Origin of the sequence: Bacillus sp. FJAT-28004, from assembly GCF_001280845.1 — a bacterium.
Taxonomy (GTDB): Bacteria; Bacillota; Bacilli; order Paenibacillales; family Paenibacillaceae; genus Pristimantibacillus.
The window spans coordinates 2760979-2784538 of the sequence record NZ_LGHP01000001.1 but is presented as its reverse complement, the minus strand read 5'-3'; the positions used below and the strand labels follow the sequence as shown (position 1 = coordinate 2784538).

Here is a 23560-nt window from a genome sequence, read left to right as displayed (position 1 = left end):
TAAGAAGGAAAGTAAACGTGGAAAGAAAATGCCACAAGACCTTCTATGGTACATGTATAAACAATTAAGTAGCGAATAAGTCCAGTTTACTTACTACTTATCATGCTCTGATCTGCCAGCTTGCTGTTTCAACTAACGGGGAACGATAGTTGAGAAACACATGGATGAGTAGGTGCTGAACTGTAACCCGAAAGATAGACACTTTAGAAAAAGTGCCCGTCTTTCGGGTTACAGTTCACGGCAGCTGCTCCCTTTCTTTATTAAGCGAACGGGCAGGATAGTTTGTAATACTCCTAGTATGATCGCAATGAGATAATTCCTTTCTTGTTCCGAATTTGTGTTCCACGAATTAGAGAGCAACATTACAAAATTCACCTTGTGTTATAACAATAGTTGTAATTGATAGACACAAGAGGAGATGAAAATAATGAGCAAGTTGAAAGGCAAGGTTGCTTTCGTTACCGGCGCAAGCCGAGGGATTGGTCGTGCCATTGCGACACGATTGGCACAAGAAGGTGCATTAGTAGCAGTTCATTACGGTAAGAATCGGGATGCTGCTGAAGAAGTCGTTCGTGATATTGAACGGAATGGTGGGACTGCGTTCACGATTGGCAGGGAACTGGGTTCTTCAGAGAGCATATTGTCTCTTTATCAAGCATTGGATGAAGCATTGTTAAAACGTAGGGGTGACACACACTTCGATATTTTAGTGAACAATGCGGGAATTGCCCTATCGGCTCCCATTGAGGATACGACAGAAGAAGCATACGATGAAATTATGAATATCAATGTGAAAACACCGTTTTTCCTGATTCAACAATCTTTGCGACGTTTAAGAGATGAAGGTCGAATTATTAACATATCGTCCGCTATAACAAGAATTTCCCTGCCTGCCATTCCTGCGTACAAGCATGACCAAGGGGGCAATCAACACACTGACGCTCGCCTTATCAAATCAACTCGGCCCACGTGGAATAACGATCAATGCAATCCAACCTGGGTTCGTTGCCACGGATATGAATGCAGCGATGCTACAAGATCCTGCAGGACATAAATTCGGTGCTGACTTTTCTACCTTTGGAAGATGGGGGCAACCAGAGGATGTCGCGGATGTAGCCGCTTTTTTAGCCTCTGCTGATAGCCGCTGGGTAACCGGGCAATTGATTGATGCCAGTGGTGGCTCTCATTTGTAAAGTCGTCCGGAAATGTGGTTAACTTTTTAAAGATCAGAGTATTATCGCCTTATCCTGGCTGGATTTTATTATGTTGAAGGTGAAGGAAAGTACATTTCAACTAACGGGGAACGATAGCTCAACCACGGAAGGGCTGCCACATGGCAGCCCTTCGCCACGCTAACGGGCAGGTTTGCATTGGGCGGATGTATTTGAGAACACATTTTCAGATGGTAAAGGCAGTAAGACATGATGATATTGAACAAAGTACAAAAACGCACTGTCGAGGACAATGCGTTTTTGTACTTTTATTCAAATTTAATGTTATTGTAACTGCTCTTTGAAGCTGACTCATTAATCTTTCATTTCTGCTAAGTCGAGCTGGCGAATCCGCGCTGGATCGGCAGTCATGTCGATCTTGCCCAGGAAGCAATAGATTTTTACGTGAAGGCATTGGATGCCAAGGTCTCCTATATGCTGCGATTCGGCGACATGCCGGAAGATCCCAAAGCTCCACTGCCTCCGGAAAAGAAGGACTGGGTCAATTATGCCATCTTGAAAATCGGCGATTCGGAACTACAGATTACAGATCATTTCACCGGATGCATCTACGAGAGGGGAACGCAAATCACCATCGTTGTTCAAACCAACGATAAGGATAAAGCTACCAAATATTTTGAAGCATTGAAGGAAGATGGTCAAGTGAACGATCCGCTTGAAGCTAGTTTCATCAGCCCCGCTTACGGCAATGTTACGGATAAATTCGGCGTCACTTTCCGAATCCTTACAAAAGGTCGCCAGTAATCAATTAGATGAGAATGTGCGGGCAGCTCGAAAAGTTGTTGGCAGACTAGTAATACGAAATTTATGGTACTTAAAATAAAGGGAGGAAGTCCTCATGACTGTATTTTCCATCGTTCTTCAAAGTTTGCTAGTCTTATATTATGCCTTTTCAGGAGGCGCGAAGATCGCAGGAGCCAAATACTGGGCTGATATTTTCAAGAATCTTGGACTACCGCAGTGGTTTCGTGTCGTCACAGGTATCGTCCAGTTAGTCGGAGTAGCATTACTCATCTTCGGCTACTGGTATGTAGGGGCGGTCGCCTGGGCTGGCATCTGGCTTGGAGTCACTATGTTATTGGCGTGCCTCGCGCATTTCAGGGTCAAAGATCCAATCAGTAAAACGGCAGCGGCCATCGTTTTTACAGCGTTAATCATCTTTCTAACCATCATTAATGCAGATGGTCTGATACTTCCTTTATCTTAAGAAAGCATTATCTCAATTGTTTCCGACTGGTTATGTCGGCGGATGGATCAAAGCACGCCGCCTGCTAATAATTTATTGGTAACGGAGAACTATAGTGGAGGAGTTTGCTACGAGGCAGCTCCTCTTTTGTTTATTGAAGTAATGGGCAGGATTGCACAAAAATTACTTGAATAAATATCCAAGAGGGCTTACGACGTGTTGGAGAAGGTAAAACGATATAAACGAAATCTTGATAAACAAGTGAAGGTGGGATTGGACGATTTGATAAAAATGTTTCGTTATAACTGGATGGTAAGAAATGAATGGTTAGAACTATGCAAGCAAATCCCAATCGGAGAATTAATGCGTAAACGAAACGGTGGGGCGGATAGCATTCTGTACACACTCTTTCACATTTTAGATGTAGAGTATAGCTGGCTCCGCGGAGTTCAGGGTAAGCCAGATTCCCCAGTACCATTCGAGAACTATCAGACAATCGAAAAAATAAATGACCTTACGGAAGCTTGGAATAAGGAAAATCAGTCGTTTTTATTTACATGGTCAGACGAATTTGAGAACGATGTTGTAACCGTTCCGTGGATTGAAGGAAGTTTTTTTGCCCAGGGTGAGGTTTTACGTCATGTAATCGCACACGAAATTCATCATGTAGGGCAATTATCCATTTGGATCAGAGAACTTGGACTTGAACCTGTTTCAGCAAATGTAATCGGCAGAGACTTAGGCTTTCCTGGTTGAACTAACGGGCAGGATAATTCAAAAACAAGTGGAATATATTGCGTTAACATAAAAGAGTGGAGCAAGGAGTATTTCTTTTGCTACTATGGTCTAAGGAGGAATTATGAAAAGATCCTATTATGTCTTTGGCATCTTATTTACAATGTTATTCGTGAGTATGTTCATCATATACAATAATAGAATTACGCCTATTTCATTAGAAATAGCTGAGAAAATAGCCCTTTTACAAGCAGAAAAAGATGGTTATATAAATGYRRAAATTYGGAATCKCTTTAACACAAAAACAAGTGAGAGATACTTTTTTTCTTCGAAAGAAAATAAAGACATTAAGGTGTGGCAGGTTKATATTGACGCAATTWATAATCCRCTAATAAAAAATGCACCTGCCGCCGCTTATTTTATTAGTAAGAAAGATGGATCTATTGTTTCAGTCATAAAGGGGCTGACGCAAGCAGGCATGGATTTGGAGCTCAATGGGACAAAACTAAACGGAAAATCTTATGACTTCAAGATTAAAAATAAAGGGAACGTTAATTATACTATTGAATGGATGGAACCACTTATTCATATGAAAAAACAGGAAAGTAATTATGATGGAGTGGTAAGTAAATTAGAAATTAATAAGATAATTCTTGTTAATACAGAACTCTCTGTAAGTAACATCAAAATAAATGGATTAGAACAGCCTGATGCTAGCAAGGATATTGTCTATGGATTTAAAATTAAAGCAAAAGAAGAAAATGAGCCGTTTCTGCTAATTGACAATTACTATCGCAATGTAACCAGTATAAGTGATAAGTAATTCAGTATTAGTTGTTAAGCTAACGGGAGACGATAGTTCAATAAGCTTCCAGCATCAACGGCAGCTTGCTCGTTTATCAGGTGGAAGGAGATAGACGATGACAGCAGTTGAAGTATTGAAAAGTAACTATGAGTGCACAGAATGTAGTTTTGTTTACTTTTTACACGAGCAAGAAAAGTTCAACCTAGAGGCATTTTGGGATTACTTTAACTGCATAGTAGACATCACCGAAGAAACTTCAAATCAAAATAATTTGAATAGAGATTTATCTCTAATGGTGAGTAAAACATATACTTTTATAATGAGAAGTCTTCTTTGGCATTTCCATCCGAAAGATTCGTATATGGTTAAAAATATTCCCGAGAACAATTTGCACCTTTACATTGAAAGATTAGAATTTGCGTATTTGGGTTATTTCACTGGAAAGGTTTTTAAAGAAGAGTTGTACGATGAGGATTTAATTAATCCAAAATATAAAAAGTGATTAAGCTAACGGGACACAATAGTTCAATTTCACACATGGATGAGCAGGCGCTGCAGTGGCCTGCTCATTTTATTAAGCTACGGGCAGGATTGAAGAGCAAATTATAGAATATTTTTACTAGATAGATTGCCAAATAAGGTGTGATAAAAGGTGAAAATAAGTACCAAGCTTTTAACTGAAGTGATTAACAATTGGGACCCTATCGGTCTGTTAGCTGGAGGTGCTCCACAGAACGAGTATGATATAGAGATCAATCAGATTGCACAAAAGTCTATAACATGTACAAATGAAATAGAATTAGCARAACTTWTATACAGAGTGTTCAATGATATGATGGGTGTGAAGCTAGACCACCTAAGTTGCTTAAAGCAGGCATTTAAAATAACTGATCGTAATAACAATACATTATTCAACTAACGGGGAACGATAGTTGAACAAATATGGAGCAGTTTGCTGCGGCAGCTGCTCCTTACTTCGTTAAGCTAACGGGCAGGATAGTTTAATACCCTATTTAAATGGAGTGAACATGAATATGCCAACGAAACATACATTCAAGAGATTAGCTATATACTTTGAGTTGGACACGCAAGAGATGGTCATTCTTTCATGCAGGAAATCGTTGGATTCGCCATGTGTCGAGCAAATTGATGTTGTGCAAACATTAGCTGCCCCATATTCCATGCCTGAGCTTGTAGGGAAACTAAAGCTAGCTTTCGAGCAATGTTTCACTAAAGACGTTGAAGCGAGCCGAGTTTCTCCTATCGAAAAGGTATTGAAAATACGAGGATATTCAAAAGCTACAAAAAATAGGAAGCTTGTTCTAGTTGAGTGGAAGAAATCGGATGGGTACCTTGTATCGCCAACTGTTCGAACCCGAGGCTATGAGTTTCTACCTGACCAGGATATCATGCTGCCGCTGCAATATACCGAAACGAGTTGGCCGAGGCAGTAATGAAAGCAATCTTTTATTCAAAATGCTAGTGAAGATGAGTAATGTGTCGCAGCCCTTTAAAGTTTCAACTAACGGGACACGATAGTTCAGCGGCTGTGGAACCTTTCGGGAGGCTATGGCGTCCATTTAGTCGTACCTTATCCGATAGGAGTGGATGATTTGACATTGGGGAAGAAAATACAGAGGGTGACATTGATGCTCGCAATCTCGGTAACGTTTATGACGGCAATGGTGGGGTGTGGCAAGGAGCAATCTTCGACATCGGATATCGTACCACCTGCGCCAGAGGTAGTATCGGAGCTCGAACAACCTGGTGAGGCAGTGGCATCGATCTTTCCGGATGCTGCAAGGCTTTCGGAGGATGATACGCAATCACTGGAGCAAATCTCCGCGAAGGATGGCGAAAAAACCTGGACGTACTGAAGCAGCAGGATACGAAGGCATTGTCCGGACTCATGGCGCATGCGGAGAATGAGTATACCGAGGCTGATATGGCGAAGGTGCTGGAAGGATTCCTGCTTTACTTTGACGACTTGGAAAACCTGCAGCTGCGCTTCGAGGTTAACGAGCAGAATGACGAGTACTATGTTGAACATTACACCATCGCAGGTACAAAGGACGGTAAGGCGCGCGCCATTCCTTTTCAAATGAAATATGCCAAGTCCCAGGGGATGGAGCAGATTCAGGATGATGACAGGCGCGAGCCACTGTACAACTCTCCACTGATCGGGCAGTATCCCTATACGGTGCTGGAAGTTGAGCGTTACGTGCAGGCGCTGCTGCAGAAGGACAAAGCAAGCCTGGCGCTTCATTTGGGCATGTACGATGACAACGAGGAAACGAAGGCGGCAGTGGAGCGGATGCTTCAGAAGTATGAAGAATCACTCGATCTGAGCTCGGTAAAGGTCGTATCGAAGGGCTATGATGAGCAGGAGGATCAATACTTTTACGAGCTTCGCGATAGTAACCAGCAGACGCATGAACTTTGGTTAAGCGGGGAAGAGCTTAAGGTTGTGGATGAATGGGTGACCGGCCAAGCAACAGACTAATGAAGCATTGCAGCAACCGTTGAAAGTTAAGCAATTGGTTCTGTCCAGGGACGGAGGAGACGATGCTTAATAAAAAATCGACAGCAGCCGTTCAAAACAACCCTTAGCCCCTTTGTTACGCTAACGGGCACTATAGCTCAATAAACATCAACGAGGCTGTCGGTATGAATCCGGTAGCCTTCTTTGCGAAAACGGGCAGTATTGCGAGGATTTCCACCTATGTTAATAGTAAGAACTCACATGATATAAATGAATTGAGCAACTTTACTAACGAGGTTTGCGTTGATATTTGCATAGGAAAAATATGTTAAAGAAAAGGAGTATAAAATAATGAAAAAGGTTTTCTCAGGAATTTTCTTTGCATTGATATTAATCATTACTGCTGCTTCACCTACATATGCAGCAGACATACAAATCAAAGTTGAAGGCGTTACGATTGCCTCTGATGTGAAACCCGAAATGAAGAATAATCGAACAATGGTGCCACTCCGTGTAATCAGTGAAAATTTGGGTGCTAAAGTGCATTGGTCGGGTTCGGAAGTCACGCTCTCGAAAAGCAGTATGAAAGTAATCTTAAAGCTGAATAGCAGTACAGCGGTGAAAAACGGTAAAACGGTGCAGCTCGATGTTAAACCATACATCATAAATAATCGCATCATCGTTCCACTTCGCTTTATTGCAGAAACGTTTGGCTGTAAGGTTGATTACAGCAACTATACCGTAACGGTCGATACCGAGCCGCTCGTTATTGAAGGTGTAAAAGTGACAGCATTGCAGCAAGAATACCACATGACGATGGGCGGCGTAGTCAATCAAATCAAAGGAAATGCCAATATCGAAGCCATTTATAATAATTTTGTAGATAACAAAGGAAGCAAAGTCGAAGCTCCTTCTGATTACACCTGGTCGGTTCACAGCCTCACACCAGGGGCGTATTATAAAACGGGACAATATGATTTTTTGGACCAAGAAGGGAATAGCATCAAACGATTTGATATCTATTCAGAAGCCGCCCCTGAGTTTCTCATTTATGATGCGACAGAAAATCAATGGTATTTGTTTAACGATGCAGCTTATAAATCTACGTATCAGTTCATTGATACCGCAACAAAGAACGGTTTTCTGACGGTTATCAGCAATACAGTTCCGTAAGGCAACAAATTTTATTATTGTAACTAACGAGCTTTAATAGAATAGTTCAGTAACAACGCACAGGCTGCCGACAAGTAGAAACAGCAGCCTTCATTGCGCTTCTATGAAGAATGTATTTACTTCCAGAATCTATGGTGTGGCGCTTGCGCTGCATGTATGGATAACGGGCAGGATTGCGGAACAATTACCTTTTATTGTCGTCTTTATTTATAGTTAAACGAAGGGAGCGCTCCTCTTTGGTAACTTATGCAAATTCTGCTGTTGTAATGGCGTTATTGATATCCATTGGATGGCTATTTATCAAAACAACAAAAACAAATGAGAAACATAGTCTGAATAGTAAAATACTTCGATGGACAGGTTTTGGACTTATTGTCTTGACGATTTTTCTTGTTGCTTTTGGAGTATTAGCGTACTACACTGCGGAATCCCATCGCCGTGGACACTAGAGGTTTGCTAAGCTAACGGGAAACGATAGTTGAATAATACATGGATGAGCAGGTGCTACTGTGGCCTGCTCTTTTTATTAAGCTAACGGGCAGGATTGTTTAATCACTTCACGAATACTTCAAATAAGTGAAGAACTTAAATAAGTAAAGGAGTAAAATATTGGACACGTCAAAATGGATACCGTTAAGTAATATCAGGGATGATGAAGAAATCTGGGCAGGAGCAAGAGTTAGATTGTACAATGTTGGTTTCAATGCAGCAGACAAAGAAAATGATTACTATGAATATATTATTTCTTACATTTACGACAATAATAATTTTTTACAACTAACTAATTTAACAACAGGTAAAGCAGGTTATGTAATCTGTGTCATAGAAAAGGATATGCCGAACAACTTTGCTTCGGGCAAAACATTAAAGCATAGACTAAGCTTAGAAAATACTTATATCAAATTCGAGTTTGAATAATCAAAACGAAAAGGGAAACCCCCTAGATTATTTAGATTTCGGATTGTTAAGCTAACGGGTAACTATAGTGCAAATAAGACTTATGAGAGGAACGATATAGCCTGAAAGACATCTATATTATTTTAAGTCATATTGAGTCCTTACCTAATTGCAAAGTAAGTCCACCAAATGGGCTGCCACGTATTGATAAGCATAAACTTCCTCCTGATGTTAGCCGATTTTATGAGCTTTGCGGGGGAGTGCTACTTTTTGAAGGCGAAGATTATTCTTTCCAAATAGTTCAGCCAGAGGAGTTCACCTTATCAAATCCAGTCATCATTGGAGAACTAGCTGAGGAAGACATATCTTCACATTGGTACATTGTTGGTCATGATGGGAATGGTGACTACATTTCTATAGATTTACATCAAGGTCGTTTAGGGAAATGTTACGACAGCTTTTGGGACAGACATGGGGTTGTTGGAGATTGTCCAGTAATAGCAAACTCATTTTCTGATCTATTAGAACAATTGGTCCAAAATAGCGGAGAAAGGTGGTACTGGCTTAAAGAAGACTTCAAACCACTTGGTGACGCCTACGATGATGTTACTGAAAATGAACCATTGAACTAACGGAGAACGTTAGTTGAATGCTTCAAAGAATCAGGTCGCCGTCGACGTCGCTACCTTTTTCGTTACGATAGTTTAACATAAAAGGCTCCACATATTATGTATGACTAATATGTGGAGCCCTTTATGTTTTTCGCTAAGCTATTTGGCAGGTTCGTTGAGCTGCCACTAATCTGTTGTTAACTGACCGGCAGAATTACGTAACAAACACTATTGTTTTAATGTCTAATTGCTTAGTGGGTCGCAAACAAAAAGGCAATGGAGGCTGAAGTCTTATCATTTTTAAGAATAGGTTTTGGAATTATAATCTCTCTGATATTCCTAGTGATCATTACCCTTCTTGTAAAATATAAAAGCTGGATATGGATGGTTTTTAATACACTCTATTTTATTCAGTTGGGCTTGTTGGGGCTGGAGTGAATTGTTAGGAGCAAGGAGAACTGGCACTATGGTTTCAGAAGAAAATTCTATGAACATCGGATTGATTGGTATTATTTGGGAAGACAGCATGATTTGTATGGCAATAGGGTTATTCAAATTAAGACCTTCAGAGCGTACACCAAATAATCTAGGGTGAGAAAACGGGACGCGATAGTGGAAAAGCGGTTGCTGCGGTAGTCGCTTATATAAAAAAAATGAGGCCTGGTCATACCTGGTTCTACATATCGGTAGCCAGAATTAATTATTCAATATGAATAACTTTATTCGAAAATTTGTATTAATCTCTGTTATAATACTCAATAAGCGAACTGAAAGGAGTGGGAGTTTTTGATATGGGGTTTAAAACTGTACTATACAAACTTAGAGGACTCTACAAATTCGGGAAAACAGCACCAAAGCTACGTGGGAAAGTGTTCGTTAATAAATTTGGAGCAATCAAAGTTGGAAATAATATTTCCATAATAGGACATCCATGGGCAGTTCAAATTACCAGTACCAAGGGTGCCAACTTGACAATCGGTGATAATGTATACGTTAATGCAGGTGTGGGAATCGCGGCTAATAAAGAAATTGTCATTGGAGATAATGTTAAGATTGGTCCAAGAACGAGTATTTTTGATAGCAATTACCACCGTATGGATTCTACCGATAAAGGTGAACTCGCTAAAAGAATTAAAATCGGTAATAACGTTTGGATTGGAGCGGATTGTACTATTCTTCCAGGAGTCACAATTGGAGACAATTCCGTAATCGCGGCTAAGAGTACCGTAAATAAGAATGTTCCTAACAATGTATTGGTCGGAGGAAGTCCTGCAAAGGTGATTCGCGAGCTTGAAATAGAGGATGGCTGGATTAGGGAATAATCAGTTTATCATATCATCAATAAATTCATACGGATGGACTGAAAGGGCTGCCTAGTGGTCAATGTTATTTAGTTTAGCTCAAAGACAAGAACAGGAATAAAAATGAAATCCGAAACGGCATGGGAAAAATCCTGTGCCGTTTGTTTTTTTGGGGAAAGCAAAGAAAAAGCGCATAGCAAACAAAGCGGATGGAGTGTCCGCTTTAAAAAATGTTCATGTGAAACGAATTATGCTACTCTATAGACGAAGCTCACGACTGATTTCCAGCGGATTTTGCGCGTATTCTGCTGCCCTTTGCGAACGGGTCGAATCGGCAAAATGTTTTTGCGAATCAGTGCTTCAACATTAGGCAAGGGTTCATCACCTTTTGAGCGCAGAAAATGTCTACAAACGTGAACGGCGACCGTGAAATTAACTTGGTATTGGTGCCGTTTATCCATTTGGGAAATGACGACGTGCGAGGTCATCATTTCAGCGAAATTGTACATAATCATTCATAAGTTCTAAGTATTGGGAGGTATAACATTGCGTGACTCAAAACAAATTCATGAAATAACTAAGCTCTTGGCATTATGTTGGGATGAAAACCGAGAATTGAGTTTCGGTGAAATGATAGATAATATATTTTCATTTTCGAAAGGCCATACTCAAAATGAATTCTGGAATATGGAAACCAAACAGTGTTTGATTGCTATAGGGGACTTTCGAGAAAAAAAGCGATTAGAACGCGAGAAATACATAAATGATGCGGATTAACCGTAAAAACTATCGGTTCTTATAAATTGATTGAACTGAGGATGTATTCCTTACTTAAAGAACATGTTGATAATATAAAATAGGTAATGATTTATGAATCAGCGAACGATTTTTATGTCTTTTTGTATGAAGAATAATGATCCTAAAGAAGGTGAACATCACGATACTATTTAATACAGTTTCACCGCTCAACTAACGGGAGACGTTAGTTCAACAAAATAGCCGCTAGCCCGAACTTAATTTCAGGTTTGGGCTAGCGGCTAATGCAGCTTAATGATTCAATCGAGAGGCAGTTGGCAGTTGTTAATTCATCAGATTCTCTATCCGATCTGCACGGATCCAGCACATTTCCTTGATATCTATGGTCGCATTGAAGTCGTCAATCAAGGTAAAACGATCTTGAAGACTGACCAACGACTCAATACGGAACATATCTCGCAGTCTATCAAGTCCACCCGAATCGATGTTGAATAACGCAAAAGCATCCACGTCAAGACTCATAATAAGTTTCTTTACTTTTTCTTCCTTACTATGTTCCATATAGAATTCCTCAAGTATTTTAACCCTAAAAGCGTCTGAATCAGGGTTCACATAGAGTAATTCAATAGCTTCTTCTTCAGGAAACCGTTCTTGTACATAATTCTGTAATTCAATTTCATCTTCCTCATACGAATAATCGAATGCAGATACAACTCTGCTTTGATGAAGGATGGTGAAACCCCAGCCGTGGTCTTCGAAATTATAAAAGTATAATACAGGTACGCCAGCAGTCATTTTTATAATATCCTCAGGATAGGTGTCACTAACTTCTGTACCTTCCGTAAAAAACACGCTCCATTTGTCATTAAGCGGTTTTATAAAAATGGGATTGAAGTCTTCGATAGCTTTCCTATGTTTATTCAATACAAGACTGCCTGAAGTAAATTCACTCATTTGTTTACCCCCGTAATGTCATATCATCAATTAAGATTAATATTTCGCTGGATACCAGCTAATCACCTTCATTTTCCAAGAGTATTGCTATCGGTTTGTTAAGCTAACGGGCAGTATAGTTCTGAAAACTGATATGTTATATTTGGTTTAAATGATAAGAAATGGGGATTGAATTTGGGAGTATCAGAGGACAATAAAAAAATTGCTCAGGCTGCCCTTAGTGCATTTGAAGGTAAACCTAAGGTCTTTGAGTATTCGGATGATAATAATGAAAGCTCAATAGATATACTATGCTCTTCCAACGACATGCATAATAGTCTTTCATTTTCTACCATTGGTCTTTCTGATTTTTCCGTTGGTTATGATTATAATGAAATACCCCTAAGGATTGAATTGGTAGGTGCAAGTCAATTTGAATGTTTTGCAAATGTACTGGCTACATGTGCATTTAACATAATAAATTCAAATTATAAATGCTATCCCGGTATTATTTTCAATGATATTGTGAAAATGTATTTACCAAATAGCCCTATGAGACATATTTTATTTGTTACTCCATTTCTATGGGAGGACAGTTTAAAAACAATGAATTTTATAAATAGACAAGTCGCTTGGTTAATGGCGGTTCCTATCTCGGAAGCGGAAAGAATTTATGCAGATGAACACGGGAGTGAAGCACTAGAAGAATTATTTGAAGTAAAACAAATCAGTGTATTTGACTTAGAACGCAGTTCTACAATTTAAATGTTTGTTCAACTAACGGGGAACGATAGTTCAATACTGACAGGGCTGCCACTTAGCAGCCTATTGTTCAACTAACGGGCAGGATAGTTTAATCATATCGCGAATACTTTAAGTTTCTGAACTTAGTAAATTAGGTTTAATGGGGGCAATAAATATGAAGTACACATGTCCTTGCTGTGGTTATAAAACTCTGGACTATGAGCCACCAGGCAACTATGACATCTGTGATATTTGTTTTTGGGAAGATGATGGTATTCAATATAACGACCCCGATTATGAGGGGGGAGCAAATACTCAGTCATTAAGGCAATATCAAAAAGCCTTTTTACTGGGACGTGTTAATCGCAAGCCAACCGCTAACGATAAACGTGATGAGAAGTGGAAACCACTTCCTGAGAAGTAACATTCGTTTCACTGACGGGCAATGAGAGCTAATTAAGCATAATGAGAAGGTGCTGCCGACATGAACAAAGTGGAGTTTCTAAAGGAACTTGATGAAATTATAGAAGATAAGATGTTCATTGGAAATGATATCGATGACTTAGAAGAAGAAATTTTACATAACACATGGTCAATTTCGATGAATCAACAGTTAGCTAGTGAGTTTACATTTGGGGAGATAAGAAACTTTTTTTGTAATGTAATTACTAATAGAGATGAACAAATGACAAAAGCAGACCGTAATCATGGAATGCTTTTTTATGTATGGTTTGATTGGCAATCTGGAAGGTTACGCTTTAATCTTATTTCAGACATCCATACAAAACTACCTTTTAAATGTGAGATTGAAACAGTAGAAAACATTGATTCGATAATAAATGAGTTTTTAAAATATCCGTATCATGATGGTATTCCTTTTGGGGAAGTAACAGATGAAGATGAGCAAACTGTGGAAAATACAAAAGTAAATTCACTAAATGTCTTTTTGTACGAATTGAGAAATTAGAGGAACAATTTGTTAAGCTAACGGGGAACGATAGTTAATAACACATATGATGAGCAAGCTCTACGTTAGCCTGCTCATCGAGCTATTTCATCGGAAATAAAATGGGGGCATGAAGTGAAATTACTTAACTGGAAATATGATGATGAGGTTAAAGGTTCTTTGGGCGAGTGGAACTGGATAGAGATCACCTTAACTTTTGAAGACGGCAGCAAACGGTGGAGCATTTTATATACACCTGAAAGATTGCATAATAACCTTTCACGCCCGAACATTGACCCACCAGGATTCCATATTCCACACATGATCATCGTTAGAAGCTACGAAAGTGATGATATTGAGAAAGTCCTCCGTTACCATGAAGCTGAGGGTGACCTACTCTCAGCTACAAAAGCGTATTGAGTTAAGCTAACGAGCAACGAGAGTTGATTGCAAATTAACAATAAAAAGGGGATGAATTGATGAAAAAGCCATTAGGTGTTCGAATTCAAGGCTGTGTTTATGCTGATGATGGAGATTTAGGGCATGACAAATTCCTGGATGCATTTATCGAATTCATCGAAAGTAAAGGGTGGCAATTCGGAGGAGGAACCGTTCAGATAGATGAAGAAGGAGAGAAAATTGATGATATAGATTAAACTAACGGGACACGATAGTTGAACGGAAAATGGAGCAGTTTGCCGCGGCAGCTGCTCCATTTATTATTAAGCTAACGGGCAGTTTAGTATGGTAGTAGTCTGTTATATCTCTCTCCTTTTACATATGGTAATATTAGTTAAAGTGTTTGTATAACGTTTGCTTAGTTTGTTATGAGTAAGGGAGTTGTTATCGGTATGGAGTACACCGAATTGATCCCAAAAGAAAAATCAGATTACGAGTGTGTAGAGAGATTAAAAGTAGCAGGAAAAGAAAAAATAATTCCTATTCTCCCTCAACTTCTTGAATGGTTACAGGACATGAACTGGCCTATTGCTCAAGATATTGAGGTTATCATTTCTGATTATGAAGAACACTTAATTCCTCATATTCGGGTTGTCTTGGAATCTAATGATGGTGTATGGAAGTCCTGCTTGCTCCATGGATTAATAAATGGTTTGTCAAATGAGAAACTGTTGGAACTGAAACCTGATCTAATACGGATGAAATTAAGCCCAACTAGAGATGAGGTAGATGAAGAACTTGCTGAACAAATTGAGGAATTGCTAACGAGGATCGATTCAGCTAACGGAGAACGATAGTTGTACAATCAAGGAGCAGTTTGATGCGGCAGCTGCTCCATTTCTTTGTTAAGCTAATGGGAAGTTTAGCGTAACAACTCTTGAGAATTACCCATTTAAAGATAAATCAATTCATTTCCTTAATTTATTCATCTAAGGAGTTTTAAAGAAACTTTTTCGTTTTCTTTACGTTAAAAAATTTATCAAACATCCTGATGGGTGAAGAAGATGATAAAACACGATCCAATCAGCAAATCTATAGCCTGAGGAAAGATCCTCGCCAGCAGGGCATGCGTCTTGCTGCTTTCTGCAAGTTTGCTGCTAACTCTGATCCCGTCTGCCGTTTCCGATTCCACCAATCCACTACCGCTTGCTTCACCCTCAGATTCTTTTGCCCGGTTGGCGGCTTGACCTACATGCCGATCCGCACACGTACTGCTGCTTTTTGCATCTCCGTAGAGTGGGACAATGTCAGCCGAAATGTTTTTATCGATCTTTAGCTTCCATTCCAGCAAAAAAAAGCACTCTCATCAGAGGAATTAGCCGGCTATGAGATTTCCACCTAGGGTCTATGACATTGCCTTGCTTTGTCCTGTTAAAAAAAGGAATATAGTTTATTGACTTACGGAAAATAATTGTCTATTCTATTATTGACTGATCTAGTCAATCTAAAAATCGAACACATTTTTTTAGTGAATAATTGACTGATTAAGTCAATCGAATGTTAGGGGTGAATCATATGAAGAATATACAAAAAGAAGGCAAGGCTATCGTGATCGGTGGTAGCATCACAGGTTTAATGACGGCTAGGGTCCTCTCGTCGTATTACGAAGAGGTAATCCTTTTCGACAAGGACAAATTTCCGCATCATCCCGCAGATCGGAATGGCGCTCCGCATGGCTTTCATCCCCATAGGTTCACACAGCGTGGTAAAATGATTATGGAGCAGCTTTTTCCTTGCTATGAGGAAGAATTGGTGGCTCTTGGTTCACCAAGTTCACTAAATAAAACCGTTCATATGATGAATCAATATGGAACAGTAGCCGGACCTTATCAACGGAACGACATCAAGTTCAGCCGTGCTGTACTGGAGTGGGTGATTCGTGGACGTGTAAAGGAGATTCCCAATGTACGGCTGCTAGCGGAGCATGATGTCATTGGGCTTCATACAACTCCGAATCATACGGCCGTTACGGGAGTCCAAGTACGTAGGCGGGGAACAAGCAAGAAGTGCGAATTCTTGGCGGATCTTGTTGTGGATGCCAGCGGCCGTGCCTCCAAACTGACGCAATGGTTGAAGGAGTTTGGATATGATATACCTCGATCTGATCGGATGAAAGCAGCTATAGGATATAGTACGCGTCGATATAACGTACCTGCACATTTGAAGCACCTGATTGAGAAATGGGATGTGATCAACATCATGGGCCAACCGGTCAAGGGAACATTTACGGGTGTATTTTCCTTTATAGAGAATCAGGTGGCTGAAATGCTACTGTATCGTCCAGGTGGGCACTATCCACCAACGAATGCAGAAGATTTCGAACAAGAGGTCGCTCAGCTTCCTACCCCCATGATTGCAGAAATCTTGTGTGAGCTCGAACCTATCACCCCGCCTAAGGGTTTTCGCGTACCAGAACTGTACCGTCACCACTATGAGCAAATGGAAAGATGGCCGGACGGATTGTTAGTGTTGGGCGACGCGTTCTGTATCTATGACCCGATTTTTGGTCAAGGGATGACGGTTGCTGCCATAGAAGTGGATTTGCTAAACACCTTGTTGCAGGAGCGACAGAACAACCCTGAGCCTCATTTCGAGCAAAAGGTGCTCCGTAGGATACAAGAAAAGGCCATTACCCCTGCCTGGTGGTTAAATTGCGCAGCGGATTTGCAGTGGGATGGCGTCGAATATGAGGCAGGCACTGAACCACTCAAGGGAATTGCTTTTGGCAGCAGGTATATGAATTTGATCCTAAAAGAGGGGACTGCGAATCATAATTTCAAGCTATTCGGTTTATACTGGGGCGTTAATTCGCTATCATTACCGCTGCATGAGTTGTTTAATCCACAGATGGTCAAGTCGGTGCTTGAGGCATCGGAGGAAGGACAGCAACTACTCGCGGACCTGCTGAAAGAATTCGAGCTGCCGTTAGAAGAAGCATTAACTAAAATGATTCCAAGTTAGGAGTGAAAGACGTATTGTCTCCGTTGAATGAAGAACAACAGCATCACATTCGAGATGAACGCAGGGAGCAAATTATAAGCGCTGCGCTTAAAGTTTTTGCAAGGCGGGGTATTATTGGGACGAAAATGAGCATGATTGCCGCTGAAGCCGAGATTAGTCATGGGCTGCTTTATCATTACTTTACGTCTAAAGAAGAGCTTTTTACAACACTTGTTGAAAGAGCAATGATTGCATCGGCTGAGGCTATGCAAAGTGTTTATGAGCTGCCGGGCTCGCCGATCGATAAAATCAGAGCGTTGACGCAAGATATGTTGGATGAAAGTGGTACGGACTACTTTCTGCTGATCCATCAGGCACGAACATCAGATGGAGTGCCTGAAAAGGTGGTGGAGTTGATGAAGCATTACTCGATGGACAATTACGTCAAGCAACTGCAGGCATTATTCCGGGAAGGACAAGAGCTCGGAGAGCTTGTGGTTGGCGATTTGGACGAAATGATTTCGTCTTACCTATCGGTCCTCTCCGGTCTGATGGTACTTAATGTGCAGAAGATTGGTGGCTACCAGCTTCCGAGAGTTGACGTGCTACTGAGGATGATTGCTCCTTTATAGCGAAGAGTAACATGGCAAGTAAGGGCTGTTTTCAAGTAGATAAATCTACTTCGAGACAGCCCGTTTTTTTAATTCGATGTTGCCATCATGCATGTAAATGATGGCATGCAGTTCTGAAGATTACATAAAAACATTAGAATTAGTACAGAAAAAATATCCTAACATTGATATGGAAATTAAGTTTGCAAGAAAAGCAATAGAATAACGTGTTTTATTCAACTAACGGGGAACGAAGGAGCAGTTACTACGGTAGCTGCTCCTTGTTTTTATTAAGCTAATGGGCAGCATTCCTATTCTGAAGAAATACGAGGTTAAAAAAATAAAAAGACTCCTTGGTATGATGTTAATGGCTCCACTACGCTGGTAGGCTGTTGAAGGTCAACCCTTTACTGTTTAATTAATTAAGGAAGGAACGTAGGTTCTGTTTTGATAAGAATGTTGCGAACGTGGGAGACAATGTTGGTAATTTTGTGTCATTAATGTAGGTGAATTCGTGTCCTACACCAACGTTTTCTCGCCATTCCCATTGTTTGAAGAAAATAATGTAATGTTCTAGACTGAAAAATAAAGTGTTAGACTGAGAAAATAAAGTTTTAGACTGACAATGCTTCATTAAGCTAACGGGCAGTTTAATGCAACTTTTATAAGCGCCATTGTCGGAAGTCAAGAACTTGATCCCATTCCCGACTAGTGACAAGAACATAGTCCCATTCCCGACGGGGAAATGATGCACCATGTCGTTCATTCTAAAAAACAAACGTGCTGCCGTAATACTCATGAGTAAGTCGTGTTATAGAAGATAAAGTATTAGACTGACGATGCTTCATTAAACTAACGGGCAGGTTAGCTTAATAAAACCTGGAATTTAATAATGAAATATCCATTTTCAATAAGGTAATCGAATTTCAAAATTCCTTAAAGCTCCTATAGCTTCTTATTGACTTAATATGGTCATTTTTAGCATAGAAAGAGTAAATAAGTTAAGGTATCTATTTCTAACTTTATTAGATACGAATCTGTATTATGAGAACGGGATAACCAAAATGCAGGATTTCGGATTCAATTTAAACAATTCGTTTAATAAGCTTTTAAGTGACTAGAATGTCACTTAAAAGTCACTTGAAAGTCATTTTGGGCAGATATACTAAATTTATCGCAACATGGGGGAGAGATTGTGGGTAGTGGGGTATTAAGTGTGACTAAGGATCCGTAGAGTTAGCAATGTAAATTCAACCTATATTAAAGGAGATATTATGGAAGTGAAATTACGAAAGACCATCTTTGTAGGATCCATCTTATACACAATTGTTGTCTTATATTTTATGTTCTTTGCTTTTAATAGAGTAGATCATGCAGCCAGTGAAAATGGATACACATTTATGCTTATTCCAGAGGGAGTTCCGCTTCTATTTCCAAAACTAACCTTCTCATGGATATTTGCATTTGGAAATATTGCTGCTTTTATCCCTTTTGGTGTACTCATTCCCCTATTGTATCGTATACGCTTTGGGAGGTTTATAACCTTCTTTATCTTGACGATTCTCGTTTTGGAAACACTGCAAGCTTTAACATATCTTGGCAGCTTTGATGTAGATGATGTAATATCCAATACATTAGGTGCAGCGATTGGATTTGTTATGTATAGAGTTGGATTTGCTTCAAAGATCTCTTATAAAAAGCTTATTGTTTCGGTTCTATCTATGGGTGTACTTCTTATTGGAATCATAGCGATCTCTGAAACCATCCATTACGTTCTAGAGAAAAGAGAAGGTCCTATTCAAGCTTTACATGATGTGAAAGAATTTACAGGAAGCATGCCTTTGACAGAAAATCTTCCTAGTCTCACCGTAGCAGGCAAGGGAATAGAGCCCAAAATGAACGTATATAGCGGTGAAGGTGAATCAAGCAAAAAATACACCTACATCCTAGGGAACAAAAAAGATGTATTGGTTTATTTCTATTACGGTATTCCCGACAATGGAGCCTTTATGGGTGAAGTTAAAATAATCGTAGATGGGAAAAAAATATTTCAGCGAATTGCCCAAGATGATCAAGAGGCAGAGGCTTTGGATTGGCATTTTGAGAAGATAAATGAAATTACGATTATAGTTTCTGGGAACGCTAAGCTGTGGGATGTTGGAATCAGTGAAATGAAGCATTGGTGGGAGTGAAGAACTAACACACAACAAATAGAAACGCAATAATCGAGGGCAGGCTGTCAAGAAAGTCTCTTGACAGCCTGCCTTCTATTATGACTTAATCATTTAATACGATACCGTGATATCCATGTAATGTTAGAGACGATTACATCTATTTATTTACTATGCTGGAAACACACAGGGGTATTAAACACCCAAAAAGAGATTAAAAAATGCAAGGCAGTTTAAGCACAGGGAATTAGCTCTCAGCTGGGAGAGCACTTGCATGGAATGCAAGAGGTCGTCGGTTTGATCCCGATTATCCCCACCAATACCTTAAACCTAAACGGCAGAGATACCGTTTTTTTGTGCTTTGATTAATTGTTGCCGCCGTTGACATGTGAAGTGTGTAATACTGATGGTTTTGTAAATAGTTGAGATGTGACAGTATGGCTCAAAATGTATTACTCCAATCTTAAAGTAATCGAAAATAGAAATTTGGTTCATTGGATCATAAATAAAGTCACGGCACATATATGCTTAAGCTATTTCAAAGAGTGGCTTAATATTGCAAAACAAAGATCAAAGAATTTAACCGTTCTGAAATAAAAGGAATGAAAGATAGATGTATTCCAGAGATGGCTTTTAGATTTCATCCTGACATGGCAAAAAAACAGTCTGTAGAATTTTATTATGAGACGAGAAACACTTTGCATTCGTTAATGAACAGATCGTTCGGTGAATGCCCGCACGAAAAGAAGTCAATTCGATCGAGTCTATATTCGATGAAATCCTACAATCCGCTAGGTGCATCAATGATGTACTACTCACATATGACCCAGGAAAACAAAGAGCTTTGTCAATATGTCGATCAGTATGTATTGAGATTGATATTATAAACTGCATAATCAACAATGGGAATCCGCGCAAGCGGATTTTTTTATTGTATTAATCGTGAAGGATTCGGGGAATCCGTGCAAGCATTTTTTTTCTTGTTTTGCTTATTCGCGAGGGAATGGGATCAAGTTCTTAGTCATCCGATGTCGGATGACAAGAATATGAGCCGATTAATTACCGCGTAAATCGCGGTTTTTTTGTTTTATCGGTACATATTCTTGGCAATGTACAATGTCAAGAATATGTACCGAATGCCGAAAAAGGCCAAGAATGTATACCGATTGCCGATATACTATTTATAAAGTGTTTGACTTATTTCAAAATAAAATCAAGACTCGACCTTTGTTATGCTGGGCATTCAGCTCTAACGGGTACAATTGCTCAGTGCGCCACGAGGCGCTGTAAATAGATACTTGTATCAAGTGAAGGGTTACCTCATACCCTATCAGGCTAGAATGGTATACGTCGGGTTCGAGCAAATCCGGGGTGTGAAGCCCATCCAACAATGTACCTGTGAAGAAAATCCATCTTTCCAAGAAGCAGGGCTAGCCTCAATGACCTGCCATGGTTAGCGAAAGCAAAGTCATGTACGAAGCGCGATCACGTTTAACACTTGAAAACGAATGGATGATACGAGTGGGTGGAATGAACGACATGTCCTTGAGCTTGACACGTCGACCCGATTCAAACAAGAACCGGTGGTTGTATGGATAAAGAGGTGCAATCCTGCAAATCTTCCCCGCGTATAGTGACGACCTAAAGTAGCGAGACGACTTACAGTGAACGTGGGAACCCCTTCTTTCGGTCTCACTGAGACTGGACAGCTGACGTTAATGTGAAAGAAGGGGGACGGAGGATTCGTAGTAGTCGGAGATAGGATAGCCTATTACATGGCGAAGGAATCCAGTCTAAAGTCAGTGCGTATTTGCAAAGTAGAGCCCCTAGCGAATCTTTAAAGATGGGGGGCGATTGCGATGTCTACCTTCGCTCTATCCTTCCATGAAGGAAAGAGATTCGAAACCCAAACACGCCTAGCGCAACGAGCCATTCAAAACCAAAAGTTTTCCCGGTTACATCAACTACTTCGATGGAACATATTCATCGATCTTTCCATTACACGGGTATTACGTAATTTGGGCTCCAAGACTCCGGGAGTGGATGGAAAAACGAGAAGCGACTACGCTACACCTGAGGAAAAACGAAATCTGAGGGAACCAGGTAAAGGAGACATTGAAGAACTATATGACTTCGCCTGTACGACGAATATACATTCCGAAACCGCATAAGCCACATGAAAGGCGCCCGCTCGGCATACCCACACTGGTATATCGAGTAGCTCAGGACGTAGTGCGTTGTATTCTAGAACCGATCTATGAAAGTAAACAACATCCTCACAGCTACGTCTTTCGTCCATTTCGTTGCACACATCACGCCATTGAGAGGGTACGCTCTCTTATGGGTAGTCATCACTACCACTGGGCGGTGGAAATTGACATCAAAGGCTTTTTCGATAATGTGGATCATGACACCTTGATTCAAATCTTATCCAAAGACTTTCAGGACAAAAAGCTGCTTCGTGTCATTTTGAACATGCTGGAATCCGGGATGATCTATGAGGATCAATTTCAAGAATCGAACCTCGGAACCCCACAGGGCGGCATTGTGAGTCCGTTATACTTACAGCATTAATAACCTGATTAAAGCTGGATACAACCAAATCGGCCAGTATGTTACAAAGAAAAATTGGATGTTATTTAGAAAATAATTAGATTGAGCAAGTCTGTTATGAGCTAAAGAGTCATTACCGTCAAAGGTAACGACTCTTTTTTATTTAGCTAGCTAGTTTTCCTCAAAGCAGAACAAAAGTCCGACAGCTAATAATATAATTCCTCCTACAATCTACTCTGTTGAGAGCAAGCGAAGCAATTGAAAGAACAATTGAATCAACTAACCTTTATGATTGATGATCTGAAGATCCAAAATGAAAATTTGATAACCGTTTCAGGTATCAAAGTAACATCTGAGTATGCAGAAGAATGTCAATCATTACTCGCCATTTTGGAAAAAGTACATAAATTACTAGAAAATCACAATGAAATTTTATAAAAAGAGAATCGGATAAATGTATTACAACCAAGCATGATGGACTGTCCTACTCAATAGGGTAACCCTTCATGCTTATTTAACATACATCTTCATTAACACGCCGATCCTGCGTGTCTTTTTATGCTTCGAACGATAATGTTCTTGAATCAGTGCCGTTCGAACAGACAGATTCTTGTATGCTCATTTGTTTACCGATACCCTTCCTAGAATAGTCGTAAAAGGAACAACTGGAATTTCGTCGACATGAACTTAGGTACTTTGTAGAAAAAGAAAAGAATGTACATTTAAAAATACAGTAAGCTCGAATAAAAACATTGATTCCTTCCTTTACGAACTTAGCAGAGGCTCAAATATTCAACTTGACAAGTAGATAGATATATTGTAGATTGGGTTAGTGGTTAGTGGCTTTAACCATTAACCATATAACTATAAAGGAGAAAAAGGTGATGCGATGAGAACTGACAAAACCGTTTTTTGCACAGGTTGCAGAGATAAATGAAAATGACTTTTATTTGGACATCGGTAAGACCGTCATACAGCAAGATCGAGTAAAAACATCTGCTCTTTCCTTTACGAATTTAGCAGAG

28 protein-coding genes, 1 tRNA gene and 1 pseudogene are annotated in these 23560 nt (G+C 39.9%); 27 read left to right on the top strand and 3 right to left on the bottom strand.

Annotated features, from left to right (window positions below; genetic code table 11):
• Positions 1 to 427 precede the first annotated feature (427 nt).
• From AC787_RS12165 to AC787_RS35210, 14 genes and pseudogenes are all read left to right on the top strand, one after another.
• Positions 428 to 1193: pseudogene (locus AC787_RS12165) on the top strand (SDR family oxidoreductase).
• A 360-nt stretch (positions 1194 to 1553) separates the two neighbouring features.
• Entirely contained in the window at positions 1554 to 1976 is a 423-nt protein-coding gene (locus AC787_RS12155; RefSeq protein WP_054025030.1) for a VOC family protein, read from the top strand.
• 94 nt (positions 1977 to 2070) lie between these two features.
• Positions 2071 to 2439 carry a DoxX family protein gene (locus AC787_RS12150; RefSeq protein ID WP_054025029.1) on the top strand — a complete coding sequence of 123 codons (369 nt, stop codon included), beginning with the start codon at positions 2071 to 2073 and terminating at the stop codon, positions 2437 to 2439.
• A gap of 270 nt (positions 2440 to 2709) precedes the next feature.
• The gene (locus tag AC787_RS12145; RefSeq protein ID WP_414730982.1) at positions 2710 to 3174 is read left to right on the top strand and encodes a DinB family protein; all 465 of its coding nucleotides are present in this window, start codon (positions 2710 to 2712) and stop codon (positions 3172 to 3174) included.
• A 103-nt stretch (positions 3175 to 3277) separates the two neighbouring features.
• Positions 3278 to 3976, top strand: coding sequence for a hypothetical protein (locus AC787_RS12140; RefSeq protein ID WP_054025028.1), 699 nt, complete (start codon positions 3278 to 3280; stop codon positions 3974 to 3976).
• Positions 3977 to 4073: 97 nt separating this feature from the next.
• Positions 4074 to 4460, top strand: a complete 387-nt coding sequence (locus AC787_RS12135; protein ID WP_054025027.1) for an Imm41 family immunity protein — start codon at positions 4074 to 4076, stop codon at positions 4458 to 4460.
• Between the two features lie 532 nt (positions 4461 to 4992).
• Positions 4993 to 5412, top strand: a complete 420-nt coding sequence (locus AC787_RS12125; RefSeq protein ID WP_054025025.1) for a hypothetical protein — start codon at positions 4993 to 4995, stop codon at positions 5410 to 5412.
• Between the two features lie 159 nt (positions 5413 to 5571).
• Positions 5572 to 5835, top strand: a complete 264-nt coding sequence (locus AC787_RS12120) for a hypothetical protein (RefSeq protein ID WP_152970622.1) — start codon at positions 5572 to 5574, stop codon at positions 5833 to 5835.
• Positions 5836 to 5855: 20 nt separating this feature from the next.
• Positions 5856 to 6461, top strand: a complete 606-nt coding sequence (locus AC787_RS12115; protein ID WP_054025023.1) for a hypothetical protein — start codon at positions 5856 to 5858, stop codon at positions 6459 to 6461.
• 330 nt (positions 6462 to 6791) lie between these two features.
• Positions 6792 to 7613, top strand: a complete 822-nt coding sequence (locus AC787_RS12110; protein ID WP_054025022.1) for a copper amine oxidase N-terminal domain-containing protein — start codon at positions 6792 to 6794, stop codon at positions 7611 to 7613.
• A 627-nt stretch (positions 7614 to 8240) separates the two neighbouring features.
• Entirely contained in the window at positions 8241 to 8531 is a 291-nt protein-coding gene (locus AC787_RS12100; RefSeq protein ID WP_054027032.1) for a hypothetical protein, read from the top strand.
• Between the two features lie 101 nt (positions 8532 to 8632).
• A complete protein-coding gene (locus tag AC787_RS12095) occupies positions 8633 to 9142 on the top strand; it encodes an SMI1/KNR4 family protein (protein WP_054025020.1) in 510 nt (169 codons plus the stop codon).
• A gap of 445 nt (positions 9143 to 9587) precedes the next feature.
• The gene (locus AC787_RS35075) at positions 9588 to 9716 is read left to right on the top strand and encodes a hypothetical protein (protein ID WP_268760170.1); all 129 of its coding nucleotides are present in this window, start codon (positions 9588 to 9590) and stop codon (positions 9714 to 9716) included.
• 196 nt (positions 9717 to 9912) lie between these two features.
• Positions 9913 to 10443, top strand: coding sequence for an acyltransferase (locus AC787_RS35210; protein ID WP_054025019.1), 531 nt, complete (start codon positions 9913 to 9915; stop codon positions 10441 to 10443).
• 227 nt (positions 10444 to 10670) lie between these two features.
• Here the strand turns inward: AC787_RS35210 and AC787_RS35070 are convergent, their stop codons facing one another.
• Positions 10671 to 10796 carry a hypothetical protein gene (locus AC787_RS35070; protein ID WP_268760169.1) on the bottom strand — a complete coding sequence of 42 codons (126 nt, stop codon included), beginning with the start codon at positions 10794 to 10796 and terminating at the stop codon, positions 10671 to 10673.
• Positions 10797 to 10968: 172 nt separating this feature from the next.
• On the opposite strand from AC787_RS35070, the gene AC787_RS12085 reads away from it, so the two are divergent.
• Positions 10969 to 11199, top strand: coding sequence for a hypothetical protein (locus tag AC787_RS12085; protein WP_054025018.1), 231 nt, complete (start codon positions 10969 to 10971; stop codon positions 11197 to 11199).
• A gap of 303 nt (positions 11200 to 11502) precedes the next feature.
• On the opposite strand, the gene AC787_RS12080 is transcribed toward AC787_RS12085, so the two are convergent.
• Positions 11503 to 12132 (bottom strand): hypothetical protein, encoded by a 630-nt coding sequence (locus tag AC787_RS12080; RefSeq protein ID WP_054025017.1) that lies wholly within the window; start codon positions 12130 to 12132, stop codon positions 11503 to 11505.
• 174 nt (positions 12133 to 12306) lie between these two features.
• Here AC787_RS12080 and AC787_RS12075 point away from each other — a divergent pair, with 174 nt between their 5' ends.
• From AC787_RS12075 to AC787_RS12055, 6 genes are all read left to right on the top strand, one after another.
• Positions 12307 to 12876: a suppressor of fused domain protein gene (locus AC787_RS12075; RefSeq protein WP_054025016.1), complete on the top strand. Its 570-nt coding sequence runs from the start codon at positions 12307 to 12309 to the stop codon at positions 12874 to 12876.
• A gap of 154 nt (positions 12877 to 13030) precedes the next feature.
• Positions 13031 to 13279 (top strand): CPCC family cysteine-rich protein, encoded by a 249-nt coding sequence (locus tag AC787_RS12070; protein WP_054025015.1) that lies wholly within the window; start codon positions 13031 to 13033, stop codon positions 13277 to 13279.
• A gap of 60 nt (positions 13280 to 13339) precedes the next feature.
• Positions 13340 to 13822 (top strand): hypothetical protein, encoded by a 483-nt coding sequence (locus AC787_RS12065; RefSeq protein WP_063847512.1) that lies wholly within the window; start codon positions 13340 to 13342, stop codon positions 13820 to 13822.
• A 114-nt stretch (positions 13823 to 13936) separates the two neighbouring features.
• The gene (locus tag AC787_RS12060; RefSeq protein WP_054025014.1) at positions 13937 to 14221 is read left to right on the top strand and encodes a hypothetical protein; all 285 of its coding nucleotides are present in this window, start codon (positions 13937 to 13939) and stop codon (positions 14219 to 14221) included.
• Between the two features lie 59 nt (positions 14222 to 14280).
• Complete coding sequence (locus AC787_RS34455; protein ID WP_162839310.1) at positions 14281 to 14457, top strand: hypothetical protein; 177 nt, start codon at positions 14281 to 14283, stop codon at positions 14455 to 14457.
• Between the two features lie 195 nt (positions 14458 to 14652).
• Complete coding sequence (locus AC787_RS12055; RefSeq protein WP_054025013.1) at positions 14653 to 15057, top strand: DUF5071 domain-containing protein; 405 nt, start codon at positions 14653 to 14655, stop codon at positions 15055 to 15057.
• A gap of 182 nt (positions 15058 to 15239) precedes the next feature.
• On the opposite strand, the gene AC787_RS12050 is transcribed toward AC787_RS12055, so the two are convergent.
• Positions 15240 to 15551, bottom strand: a complete 312-nt coding sequence (locus AC787_RS12050) for a hypothetical protein (RefSeq protein ID WP_054025012.1) — start codon at positions 15549 to 15551, stop codon at positions 15240 to 15242.
• A 224-nt stretch (positions 15552 to 15775) separates the two neighbouring features.
• Here AC787_RS12050 and AC787_RS12045 point away from each other — a divergent pair, with 224 nt between their 5' ends.
• From AC787_RS12045 to AC787_RS12015, 6 genes are all read left to right on the top strand, one after another.
• On the top strand, positions 15776 to 17221 hold the full coding sequence (locus AC787_RS12045) for an FAD-dependent oxidoreductase (protein WP_152970621.1): 1446 nt from the start codon (positions 15776 to 15778) through the stop codon (positions 17219 to 17221).
• Between the two features lie 14 nt (positions 17222 to 17235).
• Positions 17236 to 17832, top strand: coding sequence for a TetR/AcrR family transcriptional regulator (locus AC787_RS12040; RefSeq protein WP_054025010.1), 597 nt, complete (start codon positions 17236 to 17238; stop codon positions 17830 to 17832).
• 1253 nt (positions 17833 to 19085) lie between these two features.
• Positions 19086 to 20003 carry a VanZ family protein gene (locus AC787_RS12035; RefSeq protein ID WP_054025009.1) on the top strand — a complete coding sequence of 306 codons (918 nt, stop codon included), beginning with the start codon at positions 19086 to 19088 and terminating at the stop codon, positions 20001 to 20003.
• A gap of 221 nt (positions 20004 to 20224) precedes the next feature.
• A tRNA-Ser gene (locus AC787_RS12030) sits at positions 20225 to 20301 on the top strand.
• A 1808-nt stretch (positions 20302 to 22109) separates the two neighbouring features.
• Entirely contained in the window at positions 22110 to 22556 is a 447-nt protein-coding gene (locus tag AC787_RS33240) for a reverse transcriptase domain-containing protein (RefSeq protein ID WP_082360727.1), read from the top strand.
• A gap of 237 nt (positions 22557 to 22793) precedes the next feature.
• Positions 22794 to 22973 carry a hypothetical protein gene (locus AC787_RS12015; RefSeq protein ID WP_054025006.1) on the top strand — a complete coding sequence of 60 codons (180 nt, stop codon included), beginning with the start codon at positions 22794 to 22796 and terminating at the stop codon, positions 22971 to 22973.
• Positions 22974 to 23560 lie beyond the last annotated feature (587 nt).